This is a genomic window from Homoserinimonas sp. OAct 916 (assembly GCF_003260275.1).
GTDB lineage: Bacteria > Actinomycetota > Actinomycetes > Actinomycetales > Microbacteriaceae > OACT-916.
The window spans coordinates 1-16978 of the sequence record NZ_QJHB01000009.1; the positions used below are offsets into that span (position 1 = coordinate 1).

The 16978-nt window shown below is 66.4% G+C and carries 15 protein-coding genes; 3 read left to right on the plus strand and 12 right to left on the minus strand.

Going from position 1 to position 16978, the window contains the following annotated elements; genetic code table 11:
• Positions 1-256 precede the first annotated feature (256 nt).
• Positions 257-1465 (plus strand): VIT1/CCC1 family protein, encoded by a 1209-nt coding sequence (locus DL891_RS11390; protein ID WP_111720568.1) that lies wholly within the window; start codon positions 257-259, stop codon positions 1463-1465.
• Between the two features lie 147 nt (positions 1466-1612).
• On the opposite strand, the gene DL891_RS11395 is transcribed toward DL891_RS11390, so the two are convergent.
• The 4 genes from DL891_RS11395 to topA all read right to left on the minus strand — a co-directional run bounded on the left by DL891_RS11395 (position 1613) and on the right by topA (position 7956).
• A complete protein-coding gene (locus DL891_RS11395) occupies positions 1613-3166 on the minus strand; it encodes an alpha/beta hydrolase (RefSeq protein WP_111720569.1) in 1554 nt (517 codons plus the stop codon).
• On the minus strand, positions 3166-4353 hold the full coding sequence (locus DL891_RS11400) for a DNA polymerase III subunit delta' (RefSeq protein WP_111720570.1): 1188 nt from the start codon (positions 4351-4353) through the stop codon (positions 3166-3168). The genes DL891_RS11395 and DL891_RS11400 overlap by 1 nt, the downstream gene beginning before the upstream one ends.
• 69 nt (positions 4354-4422) lie before the next feature.
• Complete coding sequence (gene tmk, locus DL891_RS11405) at positions 4423-5046, minus strand: dTMP kinase (protein ID WP_111720571.1); 624 nt, start codon at positions 5044-5046, stop codon at positions 4423-4425.
• A 3-nt stretch (positions 5047-5049) separates the two neighbouring features.
• Complete coding sequence (topA, locus tag DL891_RS11410) at positions 5050-7956, minus strand: type I DNA topoisomerase (protein WP_111720572.1); 2907 nt, start codon at positions 7954-7956, stop codon at positions 5050-5052.
• Between the two features lie 330 nt (positions 7957-8286).
• Between topA and DL891_RS11415 the strand changes: the two genes are divergently transcribed.
• Positions 8287-8541 carry a hypothetical protein gene (locus DL891_RS11415; protein WP_111720573.1) on the plus strand — a complete coding sequence of 85 codons (255 nt, stop codon included), beginning with the start codon at positions 8287-8289 and terminating at the stop codon, positions 8539-8541.
• Between the two features lie 468 nt (positions 8542-9009).
• Here DL891_RS11415 and DL891_RS11420 read toward each other — a convergent pair whose 3' ends face one another.
• The 6 genes from DL891_RS11420 to DL891_RS11445 form a co-directional block, all read right to left on the minus strand.
• Positions 9010-9381, minus strand: a complete 372-nt coding sequence (locus DL891_RS11420) for an Rv3654c family TadE-like protein (protein ID WP_157962483.1) — start codon at positions 9379-9381, stop codon at positions 9010-9012.
• Positions 9381-9710, minus strand: coding sequence for a TadE family type IV pilus minor pilin (locus DL891_RS11425; RefSeq protein WP_232819131.1), 330 nt, complete (start codon positions 9708-9710; stop codon positions 9381-9383). Before DL891_RS11425 ends, DL891_RS11420 begins: the two co-directional genes overlap by 1 nt.
• A 256-nt stretch (positions 9711-9966) precedes the next feature.
• Complete coding sequence (locus DL891_RS17800; protein ID WP_368665630.1) at positions 9967-10248, minus strand: DUF4244 domain-containing protein; 282 nt, start codon at positions 10246-10248, stop codon at positions 9967-9969.
• On the minus strand, positions 10217-10900 hold the full coding sequence (locus tag DL891_RS17805) for a pentapeptide repeat-containing protein (RefSeq protein ID WP_111720576.1): 684 nt from the start codon (positions 10898-10900) through the stop codon (positions 10217-10219). Before DL891_RS17805 ends, DL891_RS17800 begins: the two co-directional genes overlap by 32 nt.
• Positions 10819-12111 (minus strand): type II secretion system F family protein, encoded by a 1293-nt coding sequence (locus DL891_RS11440; protein ID WP_111720577.1) that lies wholly within the window; start codon positions 12109-12111, stop codon positions 10819-10821. Before DL891_RS11440 ends, DL891_RS17805 begins: the two co-directional genes overlap by 82 nt.
• Before the next feature lie 3 nt (positions 12112-12114).
• On the minus strand, positions 12115-13395 hold the full coding sequence (locus tag DL891_RS11445; protein ID WP_368665631.1) for a CpaF family protein: 1281 nt from the start codon (positions 13393-13395) through the stop codon (positions 12115-12117).
• 645 nt (positions 13396-14040) lie between these two features.
• Here DL891_RS11445 and acs point away from each other — a divergent pair.
• A complete protein-coding gene (acs, locus tag DL891_RS11450) occupies positions 14041-15999 on the plus strand; it encodes an acetate--CoA ligase (RefSeq protein WP_111720578.1) in 1959 nt (652 codons plus the stop codon).
• A 130-nt stretch (positions 16000-16129) separates the two neighbouring features.
• Here acs and DL891_RS11455 read toward each other — a convergent pair whose 3' ends face one another.
• Together DL891_RS11455 and DL891_RS17130 are read right to left on the minus strand one after the other, a co-directional pair.
• Positions 16130-16600 (minus strand): RidA family protein, encoded by a 471-nt coding sequence (locus tag DL891_RS11455; protein ID WP_111720741.1) that lies wholly within the window; start codon positions 16598-16600, stop codon positions 16130-16132.
• Between the two features lie 190 nt (positions 16601-16790).
• Entirely contained in the window at positions 16791-16955 is a 165-nt protein-coding gene (locus DL891_RS17130; protein WP_157962484.1) for a DUF4177 domain-containing protein, read from the minus strand.
• Positions 16956-16978: the final 23 nt, after the last annotated feature.

Below are 16978 nucleotides of genomic sequence, written 5' to 3' on the forward strand. Positions count from 1 at the left end.
GCCCTGGCGAAGAAGCCCGCCGCGGTCAAACCAGCCGTGAACCAGGCCTTCGTTCGGTGACCCCTCCGGAGGTTTCCATTTGAGGCAATGAATAACCTTCCCGGAGGTATTGACATGAGGCAATAGGACACTCACGGCCAGCACCCAGAGCGGTCGTGCCTACTCGGGCCGCAGATCGCAGGAAGCCTTGAGCCCCGCGGCGAACAGCCCGCTCGGACAGAGGTGGGATCGGGTCAACCCTGTCAGACTTGACCCTGTGACCCACCACTCTGCTCCACCTGCCGACGACCCGCGAGCGTCTGCGTCATCTGCCCCCACGGCAGCCGACATCGCCCGGTGGAAGCTGTATCTGGCGGATGAACGCGCAGAGGCTGCGGTCTACCGCGACCTCGCCCAGCGGCGTGCCGGTGAGGAGCGTGAGATCCTGCTGGCACTCGCCGAGGCCGAGGGCCGGCATGCGGCCCACTGGGAGACCCTGCTCGGCGAAGACGCCGCCGGGGTGACGAAGCCGCGCCTGCGCAGTCGTGTGCTGGGTTTCTTCACCCGCCAGTTCGGCTCGGTGTTCGTGTTGGCGCTCGCACAGCGGGCCGAGGCGCGCTCGCCGTACAGCCGGGATCATGATGCCACGCAGTCGATGGCCGCCGACGAACGCATCCATGAGGAGGTCGTGCGCGGCCTTGCTGCGCGCGGGCGCAACCGGCTCTCCGGCTCGTTCCGGGCTGCTGTGTTCGGAATGAACGACGGTCTGGTCTCCAACCTCGCGCTGATGCTCGGGGTGGGCGCAACCGGGGTTCCCACTGGTGCCGTCCTCATCGCAGGGCTTGCCGGGTTGCTGGCCGGTGCTCTCTCGATGGGGGCAGGCGAATACGTGTCGGTGCGCTCCCAGCGTGAACTGCTGGAGGCATCGAGCCCCAACAGCGACACCAGCACCGCATACCCCCACCTCGACGTCAACGCGAACGAACTCGCGCTGGTCTACCGCGCCCGCGGCATGAGCGCCGATGAGGCCACCGCCCAGGCGAACGCCGTACTGCGCGGCCACAGCATTGATCCAGGCAGCATGGATCCAGGCAGCATGGATCCAGGCAGCATGGATCCGCACAGCGCGGATCCGCACGCCAGGAGCGCGGCCGGGGGAGCGTTGGCAGCGGCGCAGGCCGAGGAACCCACCGATGAGCACGAGACGATCGGAACCGCTTTCGGTGCCGCCATGGCGAGTTTCTGGTTCTTTGCCTCCGGCGCGATCATCCCGGTTCTGCCCTACCTGTTCGGAATGGAGGGCATCCCGGCGCAACTGGTCGCGACCGGGCTGGTGGGGATCGCCCTGTTGGTCACCGGCGCGGTCGTCGGCCTGCTCTCTGGCGGCCCACCGCTCAGGCGCGCCCTTCGCCAACTCACGATCGGGTTCGGGGCGGCCGCCGTGACCTGGCTGCTCGGGCTGGTGCTCGGCCGAACCATCGGCTGACGACCCCGATCGCTGCGGCTCAGCCCGCAAGCTCCGTGAGTGAGAGAATTCGTGCCTTCCCATCCGAGGCGAAGGCACTTGTCTGCTCATTCAGTGAAACCCGGGTGGGGCAAGGGGGATGAAAGAAAGGGGACAGGCAGGGGGGCGTCAGCACATGGGGTCGGTGGCCGGCACCTCGCCGCGCAGCAGGAAGTTGTCGACGGTGTCGTTCACGCACTTGTTCGACTTGTTGTAGGCCGTGTGCCCCTCACCGTGATAGGTGAGCAGGTGCCCGTTCTCGAGTTGCTTGGCCAGGTTCTGCGCCCACACGTACGGGGTGGCCGGATCGCCCGTGGTGCCGACCACCAGTATCGGCGGGGAGCCCGCAGCCTGGATCGGTGCCCGGGTACCGGTGAACTTCGCCGGCCAGACCGAGCAGAGAATGTCGCCGTAGGACATGTACTTGCCGATCACCGGGGCCGCCTGCTCCAATTCGGCTGCTTCTGCGCGCATGCGCTCGACAGCAGCGTCGTAGGCGTAGTCGGTGCAGTTGATCGCAATGAACGCCTCGGTGGAGTTGTCTTTATAGGTTCCGTCGGCGTTGCGCCCGTTGTAACCGTCGGCGAACTGGAAAGCGACCGAGGCGTCTCCCTGCATGACCGAGGCGAACATGGCGCTCAGGTACTCCCACGAGGTGGCGTCGTAGAGCGGGTAGATGATCGCCGTGACGAGGGTGTCGGCGCCCAACTGCCGGCCGTCGGCGTTGCGGATCGGGCTCGCATCGACCGCAGCCAATAGCGCCGAGATCTTCGCCATTGCGGTGTCGACGGTGCCGGAGAACGGGCACGAGGTGCGGGTGAGACAGTCGGTGAGGTACGCCTTGAGGGCGTTCTCGAAGCCGACCGCCTGGGTGCGGGTCACCTCGAAGTTGGTGGTCGACGGATCGATCGCGCCGTCGAGAACGAGACGACCGGCCTTCGCGGGCTCCAATCCGGCAAAGGTCGCACCGAGGAATGTGCCGTAGGAATAGCCGAGATAATGCAACTCGCTGTCACCCAGCACGGCGCGCAGCAGGTCGAGGTCGTGTGCCGCGCTGACCGTGTCGACGTGCTGCAGAAGGTCGCCCGAGTTCTGCTCACAGGCATCCGCGAACTCCTGGCTCGAGTTGGTCTGCTCGGTGATCCACGCGTCGGATCCCCGCTCCGCCGTGGACAGGCCGTAGAGGAAGTCGTCCATCTTCTTGGGTCCGTAACAGGTGACGGCGGTGGAGCGGCCGACACCGCGCGGGTCGAAGCCCACCACGTCGTACTGCTTCTGCAGCGCGGCGTCGGTGGCGTAGTCGACCGAGTCGAGCACGAAGTCGTACCCTGACCCACCGGGCCCACCCGGGTTGACCAGCAGTGACCCGATGCGGTTCTTGCCGGTGGCCGGCTTCCGAACCACCGCCAACTCGACCTTGTCGGCCGAAGGCTTCGCCCAGTCGAGCGGGGCCATCACCGTGGTGCACTGCATCCTCTTGCCGCAGTCTGACCACGACAGTTTCTGGTGGTAGAACGGCGTCAACTCGGCGGAGACATTCTCACCGGTCGGCGTCGACGGCACTGTGCCGGTGCCGATACCCACACCCGGCGGGGCAAATGTCGTGCAGCCTGAGGCGATCACGGCCACGGCTGCGAGCAGCGCAACCAAACCGAAGCGGCGGGGACGGGGCATGCGGGGCATCAGCCCTCCTTCTGAACGGCTGTGACGAGCATTGATTCGAGTGCGAGTGCGGGGGCGACGTTGGCACCGATGCGTGCGCGGGCGAGAGCGATCGCGTCCATGGTCGCGAGGGTGGCTGAGGGGGTGGATGCCGATGCGGCCGACCTCACGTCTGAGTCGAGTTCGGTATTGACGAGGTCGCCGCCAGATCCCAGTTGCACCTTCATCACGTCACGGTACAGGGAGAGCAGGTCGACCAGAATGCGGTCGATCCCGTCGCGCAGGCTTCTGGTGGCCCTTCGTTTCTGGTCTTCTTCCAACTGTCGGATGTGCGAGCGCAGCGCCATGGGAACGGCAGCGCCCGGTTCCACGCCCAGCGAGCGCAGGGTGTGTTCGCGTTCTTCGGCATCGCGCTCGGCGGTGATCGCCTTCGCATCGTCGCCGGCGATCTGCAACAGGCGGGCGGCCCCGATCACCGCATCAGACACACTGCGCAGGTCAAGGGCGATCCGCAGGGTTTCTGCGCGTCGGTCACGCGCCTCGGGGTTGGTGGCCAGTCGCAACGCCATGCCGATGTGGCTCTGGGCCTCGCGGGCGGAACGCAGGGCGGTCTGCTCGTCGACGTCGACGCGGCGAAGAATGAGCTCGGCCACGTCGGCCACGTCGGGCACGCGCAGGCGAACGGTGCGCACCCGGGAGCGGATGGTCGGAAGGAGGTCTGCGGCACTGGGGGCGCAGAGTATCCAGACGGTGCGCGGCGGCGGTTCCTCCAGCACCTTCAGCAGCAGGTTCGAGGTGCGTTCGGTCATGCGGTCGGCGTCTTCGACCACCATCACCCGGTAGCGGCCGACTGATGGCGAGAACTGGGCGCTGGTCACCAGGCGGCGCACCTCATCGATGGTGATGATCACCCGGTCGGTGGCGAGTGCCGCCAGGTCGGGGTGGGTGCGGGCGGCCACCTGCTGGCAGTGCGGGCAGACACCGCAACCGGCGTCCGGGCAGAGCAGTGCCGCCGCGAACGCGTAGGCGAGGTTGGAGCGCCCCGAGCCGGGGGGGCCGGTGATCAGCCAGGAGTGGGTCATCGAACTGCGAACGGATGCCTCGTCGCCGCGGGGCTCGGCACTTTCCCCGGCCGAGGGCACAGTGGCCGCCGCCCGAAACACGGCGATCGCGTCGGACTGTCCCGCCAGATCGTCCCACACAGTCATGCGCCTAACCTACCGTGCGAAAGGGGACTCTGACTGAGTGTGGGGTGACCGATGCACACGTGATATCTGTCAGAGCAACGGCTCGACCCGGGCGCGGATTGCCGCGGCAATCGCGGCCGGTTCATCGGACGCATCCAACACGATGAAACGCTCCGGTTCGGCCGCAGCCAGCGCCAGGTAGGCGTCGCGCACCCGGCCGTGGAAATCCAGCTTCTCGGCCTCGAGCCGGTCATACCGGGTGCGGGCCCCGTCGAGGCGGGTGCGGGCGGAGGCCGGGTCGAGATCGAGCAGGATGGTGACATCCGGCAGCAGTCCCTCGCTTGCCCAGAGGGAAAGATCGCGCACCTGAACGGCATCGAGCACGCGCCCGGCGCCCTGGTACGCGACGGAGGAGTCGAGGTAGCGGTCCTGGACGACGACCTGGCCGTCGGCCAGCGCTGGTCGCACCTTTGTCTTGATGTGGTGCGCCCGGTCGGCGGCGTACAGCAGGGCCTCCGCTCGGGGCGCGATGTCTCCGCGGTGGTGCAGCACGATCTCACGGATCTCGTCGCCCACCTCGGTGCCACCGGGCTCCCTGGTGCGCACCACCGAGCGGCCGCGGGTGACCAACCATTCGGTGAGCAGTTCGGCCTGGGTGGTCTTGCCGGAGCCGTCGCCGCCCTCGAGGGTGATGAACAGCCCGCGCGAGCCCACCGCCTAGCCTTCGCTCGACGTGCTCGGCAGCCCGGACTTCCCAGCCGGCGTGCGTGCGGCCGCTTTCTTCACGACGGTAGTGGCGCCGGTCTTCGTGGCTGCAGGCTTTTTCGCCGCCGGCTTCTTGGCCGCGGGTTTCTTCACGGCCAGCTTCTTGGCGGGTGCCTTTTTCGCCGGTGCCTTCTTCACGACCGGCCCCTTGGCCCGCTTATCGGCCAGCAGCTGCACCGCGCGATCGAAGTCGATGTCATCGATCGATTCGCTCTTCGGAATGGTCGCGTTGGTGATCCCATCGGTCACATAGGCGCCGAACCGGCCGTCCTTGATCAGGATCGGCTTGCCCGACTCCGGATCCTCCTCGAACTCCTTCAGATGGCTGGCCGCACGACGGGCCCCATACTTCGGCTGCGCGAACAGTTCCAGAGCCCCGGCCAGGTCGATGTCGAAGATCATCTCCTCACTGGTCATCGACCGGCTGTCTGTGCCCTTCTTCAGGTACGGCCCGAACTTGCCGTTGTAGGCCAGGATCGGCTCGCCCGACTCCGGGTCGACCCCGACCTCGCGAGGCAACGACAGCAGTTTCAGCGCCGTGTCCAGGTCGATCGTCGCCAGATCCATCGATTTGAAGACCGACGCCGTGCGCGGCTTCACGGCCGCGGCTTTCGCCGTTTTCTTCGGCTTGGCGGCGGTGGCTGCCTCGGTCACCTCTCCTGTGGCCGGGTTCACCGCGCCCACCTCGGCCACGGCCTCCACCGGCGGATCGATCTCGGTCACGTAGGGGCCGAACCGGCCGTCCTTTGCGACAATGTTCTTGCCGTTCTCGGGGTTGACGCCGATCACACGATCGGTGACCACGGGAGCATCCACGAGTTCTTGGGCCTTCGCAGGCGTGAGCTCGTCCGGCGCCAGGTTCTGCGGCACGTTGATGCGCCGCGGCTTGGCCGGTTCTCCATCGGCGGTGGGGGCCGCATCCGGATCCGGCACCTCCAGGTACGGCCCGAACTTGCCGATGCGCAGGGTGATGTCATCGGTGATCTGGATCGAGTTGATGCTGCGTGCGTCGATCTCGCCGAGGTTGTCGATCACCTGGCGGAGGCCACGGTTCTCCTCGTCGCCGAAGTAGAACTCGGTCAGCCAGTGCACCCGGTCGGTCTCGCCACCGGCGATGCGGTCGAGGTCGGCCTCCATCTCGGCGGTGAAGTCGTACTCGACCAGATCGGCGAAGTGCTGCTCGAGCAGGCGCACCACCGAGAAGGCGATCCAGTTCGGAACCAGGGCGGTGCCGCGCGGAGAGACATAGCCGCGGTCGATGATGGTCGAGATGATCGCGGTGTACGTCGAGGGGCGGCCGATGCCGAGCTCTTCGAGCGCCTTTATCAGGCTCGCCTCCGTGTAGCGCGGTGGCGGCGAGGTCTCGTGACCCTTGGCCTCGACCTCGTCGAAGGTGAGTTTCTGGCCCTCGGTGAGGGAGGGCAGTTTGGCGTCGGCTGATTCGGCCGGCGCGTGCCGCTCCTCGTCGCGACCCTCTTCATAGGCGTACAGGAACCCGCGGAACGTGATCACGGTGCCGCTGGCGGTGAACTCGGCGCGTGTTTCTGGCTCTGCACCGGATGCCGCAGCCACCGCCTCGATCGTGACAGTCGCCGTCGATCCCTTCGCGTCGGCCATCTGCGAGGCGACGGTGCGCTTCCAGATCAGCTCGTACAGTTTCAGGTCATTGCCGCGCAGCACGGAACTGAGCTCCTTGGGCGTGCGGAACGTGTCTCCGGCGGGGCGGATCGCCTCGTGGGCCTCCTGCGCGCTCTTGTTCTTGCCGGAGTACAGGCGCGGCTTGTCCGGTACCGTTTCTGCACCGTACAGGCTGGCTGCCTGGGAGCGGGCGGCCGAGATCGCCTGCTGCGACAGCGACGGGGAGTCGGTTCGCATATAGGTGATGTACCCGTTCTCATACAGCGACTGGGCGACGCTCATCGTCTGCCGGGAGGTGAAGCGCAGCTTGCGCGCCGCCTCCTGCTGCATCGTCGACGTGGTGAACGGGGCGGCGGGGCGCCTGGAGTACGGCTTCGACTCCAGTTTCGACACCGTGACCAGGGCATTGTCGGCGGTGAGGCGGGCGGCCAGCGCCGTGGCGGCCTCCTCGCCCAGAACCGCGGCCTTCGACTTCAGTGCGCCGGAGTCATCGAAGTCACGACCTGAGGCGATGCGCTCGCCGTCGAGGCGCACCAGGCGGGCCGAGAACGGGAGGCCGGCGTCGGCATCCTCGGCGGTCTGGGGGTTGACGATGGCGGTGAGGTCCCAGTATCCGGCTGCGACAAACGCCAGTCGTTCGCGCTCACGATCCACGACCAGACGGGTGGCTGCCGACTGCACGCGCCCGGCGCTCAGCCCCGGGCCGACCTTGCGCCAGAGAACGGGGGAGATCTCGAAACCGTAGAGCCTGTCGAGAATGCGGCGGGTCTCCTGGGCGTCGACCAACGCCTGGTTGATCTCGCGGGTGTTGTCCCTGGCGTGCTGGATCGCTTCTTTGGTGATCTCGTGGAACACCATGCGGTGCACAGGCACCTTGGGCTTGAGCACCTGCAGCAGGTGCCAGGCAATGGCCTCGCCCTCGCGGTCCTCATCTGTGGCCAGATAGAGCTCGTCTGCCGTTGTGAGCGCCTTCTTGAGCTCGGCGACCGTCTTCTTCTTCGCCGTGGAGACGACATAGTACGGTTCGAAGCCGTTATCGACGTCGACCGAGAACTTGCCGAGCGAACCCTTCTTCAGCTCTGCCGGAAGGTTCTTCGGCTCCACCAGGTCGCGGATGTGCCCGACCGATGCCAGCACCTCATAGCCGTCGCCGAGGTATTGGGCAATCGTCTTCGCCTTTGCCGGCGACTCGACGATAACCAGCTTCTTGGTGCTGGACATGTTCTCCTCTTTATTGCTTTTATTGCTGAAATCTGAAGTCGGTGTGATTCAAGAAATGTGAAGGACGGGGAAACCGTGGGTGCCGCGCTCCGCGCTCTGGGGCATCGGTGATGCTCGCCTGACACGATACACAATTGGTGAGAGTACACCCCCGACGTTCGCACGGGGCGAATTGCCAGGTTGCCCGGTTGCCCGGTTGCCCGGGGCGGCAACGGTAACCGTCAGGCACACCCTACACATCTTGGCCGCGACATGACCCAGTCGTTCTGAGTTGCCGGCGTATTGTCCCGTCTGCTTGGCAGGTGAATCCCCAGCGTTCACAATGGCTTTATGACCCCACCAGCACGCGCGAGCTATTCGGCGAAATTCATCGATGGGCCCCTCGAGGGCAAGACCATGCGTGTCGACTTTCTCGAATCAGGTGATCCTCAGCCGAGGTTGGAGATTGCGGCCGACTCCGACGAGAAATCGACGAAGCGTTTTGTCTACACCCGCGGATCCGGCATCGAGTTCGACGAGAGCCAACCCGGCCGGGAGCAGCCGAGCGCCGTGGACTACAGGTACGTGGAAGTCTTGGCCGAGTGATCTGTGCGCCGGTGCCGGCATCGGGGCGGCGGTGGCTTCGATGTCTGCGCCGGTGCCTGCGCCAGGCGACGAAGTTGATCAAGCCCATGTAGACCGCGGTGCCGGCGCCAGCCCCTCAGCCTAAGAATCGCGCCACCAAGAACGCTTCGCGCCGGTTCGAACCGGGGCGAAGTGTGCCAACTGGCGCGCGGAGGACGTTATGCCGCGAGGCTGAGGTGACGAGTCGAACGGGCAGGTCCGCGGGCGACGGTAGAGATACCCACTCAACCTAGGGCGTGCATGACAAGGATGCGGCTGGCGGCCGCGACAGCACTCCGAGGCCAGGGAATCCGGGGCGCCAGGGCATCAGCCGAAGAATCGCGCCGCTGGGAACGCATCGCGCCGGTTCGAACCGGGGCGAAGTGTGCCAACTGGCGCGCGGAGGGAATTGTGCCGCCAGACTGCTGTGACGGAGCCGGCGCCGCTCCTCTACGGGGGTGGGCCGCCACCCGGGGGCGTGCCCGCCCGACTGCGGGCGGTGAGTTCGAAGCCCAGGATGGTGCGGGTGACTGTAACGGTCGCGATGTACCCGTCAAGGGCGCACTCAGTGAGGAATGTGCGGTTGAGCTCAGCCGCCTGCCCGGCCCGTTCGCACGGGTGGCCCCACGCTGCGCCCGACGCGGTGTCGGCTGCGGCGAGGGCTGCGGCGTCGGCTGCCGCACGCACGCTCGGGCGCAGCGCCAGCACGGCGAGAAGGGGAACCGCAATCGCGGTCACGGTCAGCAGCACTGCGATGAGGGCGAGTGCGACAAGTGTTCCCGACCCTCGGTCACGCCAGCTGGGGGCATGGGTTCGAGCCATCACAGGCCACCGGCCAGCGCGCACCCGTGGGCTGATGCGGTGAAGCCGAGCAGATCAATCGGGCCCACGCCGTTTTTGCCGGAACCGGTTGAACTCAGGGTCACGCACACGAACTCGCCGCGGTGCTCCGTCTCAACCCGCACGTCGCCGACCAGCGTGCGCACCTGTTGCGCGGCGACCTCGAACGGCTCACCGCGGGCGAGGCTTCGAGAACAGACCGCGGCCGCATCCGCCAGTCGCACCTGGAAACCCATCGCGGCCACGGCCGCCAGGCAACAGGCCAGAACGACGATGACGGCCGGCAGCACCACGGCGAACTCTGCCGTCACGCTGCCGCGATCGCGTGATTGGCCGCGTTTTGGCGGATCCCAATCTTTTGGTGAGTGCCCGCGACTCAGTGAGCCCCTGTGTGACCAGCGCCCGCGTGAATGCCAGCCCCTATGTGAATGCCAGCCCCTATGTGAATGCCAGCCCCTATGTGAATGCCAGCGCCCTTGTGGATGGCTGTGTTCGTGGCCACCTGAACGCCTGAGCGTTCGATCGCTCGCCGGATGAGGGTGCGCTTCTGGGCGTGGGGGGCCAGGCTCAACCCGCGACACTGAGTGCATTGCGCACGAGTTCGGTCAGGATGCCACGCACTTCGTCGCCGCGCAGAATCACGACCAGAAGCCCAGCGAACCCGACCGCCGCCATGGTGGCCACGGCGTACTCGGCGGTGACCGAGCCTCGATCATCGGCGTGCGTGCGTGCGCCAATACAACGAATGCGGGCGCGGAGACCGAGACCGCCAGTGGCGGCCGGCGGTCGTCGTCTGGCCTGAGCGGCGAGGTCTGGGTTAGTGGAGTCTGGCGTTGCGTGGTGGGGCAATGGCCCGCGTGATGCTGTGATGAGTAGTGCTGAGTCCTGTGGCGCTGTGTCGTGTGGCGCTGTGTCCTGTGGCGCTGTTACGAGTAGCGCTGTGTCCCGTGGTGCTCTGTCGCTTAGCGCCATTCTTCGTGGTGCAGTGTCGTGTGGTTGGTGATCGCGGAGCTTGGGGCTGCGTCGCTGTGGACTGCGTGAGTTGGGACTGCGTGATTTGCGGCTCTGTGATTCGAAGCCGTGTGATTCGAAGCCATGTGATTTGATGCCGTGTAATTCGAAACTGTGAGTTCTGGAACCGTAAGTCCCGGAACCGTTTGTCTCGGAACCGTTTGTCTCGGAACCGTGTGTCTCGGAACCGTGTGTCTCGGAACCGTGTGTCTCGGAACCGTGTGTCTCGGAACCGTGTGTCTCGGAACCGTGTGTCTCGGAACCGTGTGTCTCGGAACCGTGTGGTCTGGTGTGCATCGTCTGTACCCTTCTGAGGAACGCGGCCGGCGTTGAACGGGGCACGAACATCACCAGTGTGCGCCGAGTTGCAGGTGCGGGCATCCAACGATGTGGAGATTGTCGGGTGGATCAGAACTCGGCGATTGTGGAGGACAGGACAGCCATCAGCAGCGGGGCCACGCCCAACAGCATGAACGCCGGCAGCACGCACAACCCCAGCGGAATCATCAGTTTGACCGCGACTGCCGCCACCGCCTTCTGGCCGTCGTACCTCGCCTGGCGACGCAGTTGCGCAGCCTCCGCGCGCAACAACTGCGCTGCCGGAATACCGGCCCGCGTCGCCAGCGCAAGCACGTGATCGACAATCGCATGTTCACAGCTGTTTGGCTCACAGCTGCTGAATTCACGGCTGTTCGGTCTATTGCTGTTCGGCCCATTGATGTTGGCTTCGCGGCCGTCGTGGTTCCGATCGCCACGGCGGTGCTCGGGTCGCTCGGCCTGCTGTGATGAGGATCTGGGATGGGGCTGTTCACCAGTTGTCGCGCGGGCAGTGCGCCTCGGGGCCGGAGGAGCGTGGGCCGCCTTGACGGTGGCATCCGGGCTGCCGAGAAAGCGTCGCGCGGCGTCGGCAGCCAGCATGCGGGCGGCGTCGACTGAACCGCCACCGGCCATCGCAATGGCGGTCAGGTCGACGATCAGCCCGGGAGTCGTCTGCTGCGGCTGGGCAGCGCGAATCATCGCGCGGCTCCAGCGCCCGCCGGCCAGCATCAGGCCCCCTCCGAACGCAAGACACAGTAGCCCGGGAACGCTGCCGAACAGCACACCGAGGGTGTCGAATCCGAGCACCGCCCCAAATAGCACACCCACAACAGGAAGCCACATCACCATGCGGGCCGTTGCGGCCGGGCCGGCCAACGCAACCTCCAGCTCGCGTTGCCTGCTGCCGTGTTCGTCGAACGAGTCTGCCATTCGGTGCAAACAGTCGGCCAGCGGTGCTCCAGTGTCGGCGGCCACCGACCAGGCGGCAGCCAGGGAGCGCCAGGCAGATTGTTCGGCGGCCCCGGAGCGCGCCCTCGTCGACGACGGAGCCGTCGATGTGTGAGCCGATGACGATGTACCGCCAACAGCGGCGATCACCGCATCCGGCACCGATCCTCCGTCGGTCTGGGCATCGACAACCGCATCCACGACGGTTGCCAGCCCAGGACCCAGAAGCGTGTCTGATACCGGCTCCGCCCGGCTATCTCTGCGGCCGGTGGCGGTGGAACCCGCGGTGGCGGAGCGCCCGGTGTCTGCGAGATAGCCCCAGGCGGAGCCGGGTGTGACCCCAGCGGCCAACAGAACTGCGAGTCGGCGCGTGAGGCGTGCCACCTGTTCGATCGCGGGTGGGCCGGTGCGGCCGCGGCCGGGCAACTGTCGCATGGCCTACCCGTCGCCTTCGGGAAAGCGGTGCGTGGCCCGGATTCGAACCGGCCCCGCCGACCCCCGGGGCGGGGCATCCGGCCCCGTGCCTCGAGGCGGCAGGTAGGCGGCGTCGACCTTCACCCTCAAACGGTCGCCGGGTCCGAGCCAGAAGTGTCCGGCCTGGGCCAGATACCGGATGCCCGCCACGCGCCCCAGGTGCAGCACCAGGCCGATCGCCCCGACCGCCTGCCGGGCCACCGCCTCCGGTGACATGCCCGCCAACGCGCCCAGGGCCTCGAGCCGGGCGGGAACCGACTGCAGTGAGTTGGCGTGCAGGGTTCCGGCGCCGCCATCGTGGCCGGTGTTCAACGCGGTGAGCAGCTCGCGCACCTCGCCGCCTCGGCACTCGCCGAGCACGATGCGGTCTGGGCGCATGCGAAGTGCTTCGCGCAGCAGTGCCTGCACGCTCAACCCGCCGGCGCCCTCCAGATTGGCCTGCCGTGCCTCCAGGGAGATGAACCCGGAATGTTCGACGGCGAGTTCCGCGACATCCTCGATCGCGACGATCCGCTCGCTCGGTGCTGCGCACGCCAGGAGGGCGCCCACCATTGTCGTCTTTCCGGTCGCGGCGGCGCCCGTGACCAGCACATTTGAGCGCTCGGAAACCGCCTCGCGCAGCAACGACTCCACCTCGCCGTCGAACATTCCACCCCGGCGCAGATCGGATAAGGACAGCGGGCGCGCTCGCGGCAACCGGATCGACAGCAGTGTGCCCGCCGTCGAGATCGGGGGAAGCACCGCGTGCACGCGCACTCCCACCCCACCTCGCACGCCACCTTCACGCGTGTGGCCCAGACGCACATCCACGCACGGAGCCGCCTCGTCGATGTGGCGCCCGCCCGCAGCGATCAGCTTCACCGCGAGGGCCCTGAGCGCCGGCTCCGCGAGGTTCCATCCCGGCTCACGCTCAAGCCCGGCGCCCCGATCGATCCATAGCCCCCGAGTCCCGTTGATGATGACATCAGTGACCCGCTCGTCACGCATATGCGCCGCGAGCGGGCCGAACACGTCGAAGTTTCGGGCGGATGAAGCGGGCATTGCGATGGCGGTCGAGGTCGGCGTCGCCGTGTCATCGAGTGCGCCTTCCCGCGGCCCCTCGTGCAGCGGCGCGGCTGCGATCGGGGGATTCCCGGGCGCCGGCGCCCGCGCAACCGGTGGCACCCGTGCATACCCGGCCGCGGGTTCTTCGGTCGCCGAATCGGATACCGTCGTCGGCCTCTGGACCACGAACGGTTCGAGCATGCGGCCACACTATGTCGCTGTCTCCGACACGGCTCACGGACGACGGTCAGTTGGGGATCGCAGGCGGCGACGCGCCTCTGTGCAGGAGAGGTCGGTTCAGGACCGGGGGCTGCAGGATGAGGTCGGTTCAGGACTGGGGGCTGCAGGATGAGGTCGGTGCAGGTGCGATCAGCGCAGGTGCGATCAGCGCAGGAGAGGTCGGTGCAGGAGCGATCAGTGCAGGGGCGATCCACGTAGGAGCGGCCGATGTCGGGAGAAGAGAAGAAGCAATCGGGGGAGCAGCCGTTTCACAAGAACGGCGGCAACCTGAGCGCTTGAAAAGCTAAGGGTTAAAAGAAGAGGGCGACACCTATTGGGGGGAACAGGTGTCGCCTCGTGACGCGCGAATTGGGGGGAACTCTTCGCGCCACATGCCAGAAAATCATTCGGCTAATGGTGAGTCTACGCCACACCGCCCGAAGCGCAAGCCCCAATTAGTCCGAAAGCACAACCCCCAATTCGCGCCGGTTGCCGGTGTATCCCCCGGCCGTGTGAGCGATCACAGAGTTCCGGGCTTTTCGTGACGACCATTCTTAGGGAGTAGCCTCGATGAATCACAGCCCGCCGGCTGGTTCGTCACGTATTGCAAAGGAGCAACCCCGCACCATGGTTCCCGAGATCCAAAATCTTCTGCACGAGGCACGCAGGTTTCCGCCCACCCAAGAGTTCGCCGCGCAGGCGAACGCATCGTCTGAGTTGTATGAGCAGGCGAGCGCGGGCCGTGAGGAATTCTGGGCCGATCAGGCGCGCCAGTTGCTGCATTGGCACACCCCGTTCACCACGACGTTGGACTGGTCGAACCCGCCGTTTGCGAAGTGGTTCGACGACGGCCAGCTGAACGTCGCCTACAACTGCCTCGACAGGCATGTGCTGGCGGGCCTCGGTGATCGGGTGGCCCTTCACTGGGAGGGCGAACCGGGAGACACCCGCACCGTCACCTACGCGGAGCTGACCGCGGAGGTGAAGCGCACCGCCAACCTGCTGGTCAGTCTGGGTATCACAGCCGGCGACCGGGTGGCGATCTACCTGCCGATGATTCCGGAAGCGGTTGTCGCCATGCTCGCCGTCGCCCGGATCGGGGCGGTGCACTCGGTTGTCTTCGGCGGATTCAGCGCATCCAGTCTGCGGTCGCGCATCGACGATGCCAACGCAAAAGTTGTCATCACGGCAGACGGGGGCTGGCGCAAGGGTAAGGTCATGCCGCTGAAACCGGCCGTGGATGCCGCGCTCGCCCAGGGCGGCCCGGAGAACCCGTCGAGTGTGGAGCATGTGCTGGTCGTCAAGCGGGGCGACAACGAGGTGGAGTGGACCTCCGGCCGCGACCTGTGGTGGCACGAGGAGGTGCCGGCCATGGACGCCGAGCACGAGGCACAGCCGTTCGCGGCCGAGCATCCGCTGTTCATCCTGTACACCTCCGGCACGACAGGAAGCCCGAAAGGGATCCTGCACACCTCGGGCGGCTACCTCACCCAGGTGGCCTTCACCCACAGGAATGTGTTCGACCTGAAAGCAGAAACGGATGTGTTCTGGTGCACCGCCGACATCGGTTGGGTCACCGGGCACAGCTATGTGGTCTACGGGCCGCTCGCCAACGGGGCCACGCAAGTGCTCTACGAGGGCACCCCGGACGTGCCGCACCCCGGACGCTGGTGGGAGCTGATCGAGAAATACAAGGTCACGACGCTCTACACCGCACCGACAGCGATCCGCTCGTTCATGAAGGCCGGCCGGGAGATCCCGTTGGGTTTCGACCTGACCAGCCTGCGGGTGCTCGGTTCGGTCGGAGAACCCATCAACCCCGAGGCCTGGATCTGGTACCAGGAGATCATCGGTGGGGGACTGACCCCAGTGGTCGACACCTGGTGGCAGACCGAGACGGGTGCCATCATGATTTCGGCGCTGGCCGGGGTGACCACGACCAAACCGGGTTCCGCTCAGGTTCCGATTCCGGGGATCAGCGTCGACGTGGTGAGCGAGGCAGGCCAGTCGCGCCCCAAGAACTCGGGTGGACTGCTGGTGGTCACCGAACCGTGGCCAGCCATGCTGCGTGGCATCTGGGGCGACCCGGAGCGGTTCAAGAAGACCTATTGGGATCAGTTCGAGGGCAAGTATTTCGCCGGCGACGGCGCCAGACTCGACCGTGACGGCGAGGTCTGGGTGCTGGGCCGCGTCGACGACGTGATGAACGTGTCGGGCCACCGACTGTCCACCGCCGAGATCGAGTCGGCGCTGGTGTCGCACCACATGGTGGCTGAGGCCGCCGTGGTCGGAGCAGAAGACGAGGCCACCGGTCAGGCCGTGGTGGCGTTTGTGATTCTCAAACGCAGCGCGGACACGCACGATGTGGCCTCTGCCAGCGACATCCTGCGCGCCCATGTCGCGGCGGAGATCGGTGCGATCGCGAGGCCACGTTCGGTGTTCATCGTGCAGGAACTGCCGAAGACACGGTCCGGCAAAATCATGCGTCGCCTGCTGCGCGACGTCGCCGACGGCCGTGAGGTCGGAGACACGTCGACGCTTGCCGACACGCAGGTGATGCAGACCATCTCCGACACGGTGCGCTAGCTTCACAGCTCAGCAGGCGAGGCCCTTCCGAGCTTCGCGCCCGTCCAAACACTTCGCCCCGGTTCAAACCGGGGCGAAGTGTTTCGGGGGGCGCGCAGCGCGAAGGGAACAGGCGGGGAGACCCCTCGAGTTACGCGAAGGCGACGATGAGCTCGATCTCGACGGGGGTGTCCATCGGCAGGGACGTGACGCCGACAGCCGAGCGGGCGTGCGAGCCGACCTCGCCGAAGATCTCGGCCAGGCGGTCGGAGGCGCCGTTGATCACGCCGGGCTGCCCGGTGAACGACGGGTCGGAGGCAACGAAGCCGACGACCTTGACCACCTGTGTCACCCGGTCAAGCGAGCCGATCACACTCTCCACCGCCGCGAGGGCATTCATGATGCAGGTGGCCGCGTGCTTCTTGGCATCCTCGGGAGAGACCTGGCCGTCGGCGGTGCCGACCTTGCCGGTTGCCTGCAGGGTACCGTCGACCATGGGCAGTTGGCCCGAGGTGTAGACGTGGTTGCCCGAGACGACTGCCGGCACATAGGCGGCGACCGGGGTCGCGACGGCGGGCAGGGTGAGGCCGAGTTCGGCCAGGCGATCGGTGATCTGTGACATATGAATCTTCTTTCGTTGATGGTTGGGTTTGAACAGTACGAGAAACGCAGGTCCGGAGGCGACCAGGGCCTGTGGCGCGATCAGTACCTTGTCAGAAGGCAAGCAGAGCACTCCCAGAAATCGGGGCTGGGGTCGGGAGTGGACCAGCGCTGCTGCCGACAAATCAGTGGCCGGACGAATGCACCCAGGCCTAGACGTCTGTCAGCGGACGCTTGAAATAAGCCACGAGGCCACCTTCGGGGCCGGTGACGACCTGCACCAGTTCCCAACCGTCTGAGCCCCAGTTGTTCAGGATTGCCTGGGTGGTGTGTATCATCAGCGGTGTGGTCAGGTATTCCCACTTGGGAGCAGACATAGAGGTCTCCTTTTGTTGTCATC

Bases quoted from the DNA above. Each gene is read 5' to 3' on its own strand.
- DL891_RS11415 (WP_111720573.1), top strand. From the start codon at position 8,287: ATGACCCCACCAGCACGCGCGAGCTATTCGGCGAAATTCATCGATGGG.
- topA (WP_111720572.1), bottom strand. From the start codon at position 7,956: ATGTCCAGCACCAAGAAGCTGGTTATCGTCGAGTCGCCGGCAAAGGCG.
- DL891_RS11440 (WP_111720577.1), bottom strand. From the start codon at position 12,111: ATGCGACAGTTGCCCGGCCGCGGCCGCACCGGCCCACCCGCGATCGAA.
- DL891_RS11395 (WP_111720569.1), bottom strand. From the start codon at position 3,166: ATGCCCCGCATGCCCCGTCCCCGCCGCTTCGGTTTGGTTGCGCTGCTC.
- DL891_RS17130 (WP_157962484.1), bottom strand. From the start codon at position 16,955: ATGTCTGCTCCCAAGTGGGAATACCTGACCACACCGCTGATGATACAC.
- acs (WP_111720578.1), top strand. From the start codon at position 14,041: ATGGTTCCCGAGATCCAAAATCTTCTGCACGAGGCACGCAGGTTTCCG.
- DL891_RS11400 (WP_111720570.1), bottom strand. From the start codon at position 4,353: ATGACTGTGTGGGACGATCTGGCGGGACAGTCCGACGCGATCGCCGTG.
- DL891_RS11455 (WP_111720741.1), bottom strand. From the start codon at position 16,600: ATGTCACAGATCACCGATCGCCTGGCCGAACTCGGCCTCACCCTGCCC.
- DL891_RS11420 (WP_157962483.1), bottom strand. From the start codon at position 9,381: ATGGCTCGAACCCATGCCCCCAGCTGGCGTGACCGAGGGTCGGGAACA.
- DL891_RS11445 (WP_368665631.1), bottom strand. From the start codon at position 13,395: ATGCTCGAACCGTTCGTGGTCCAGAGGCCGACGACGGTATCCGATTCG.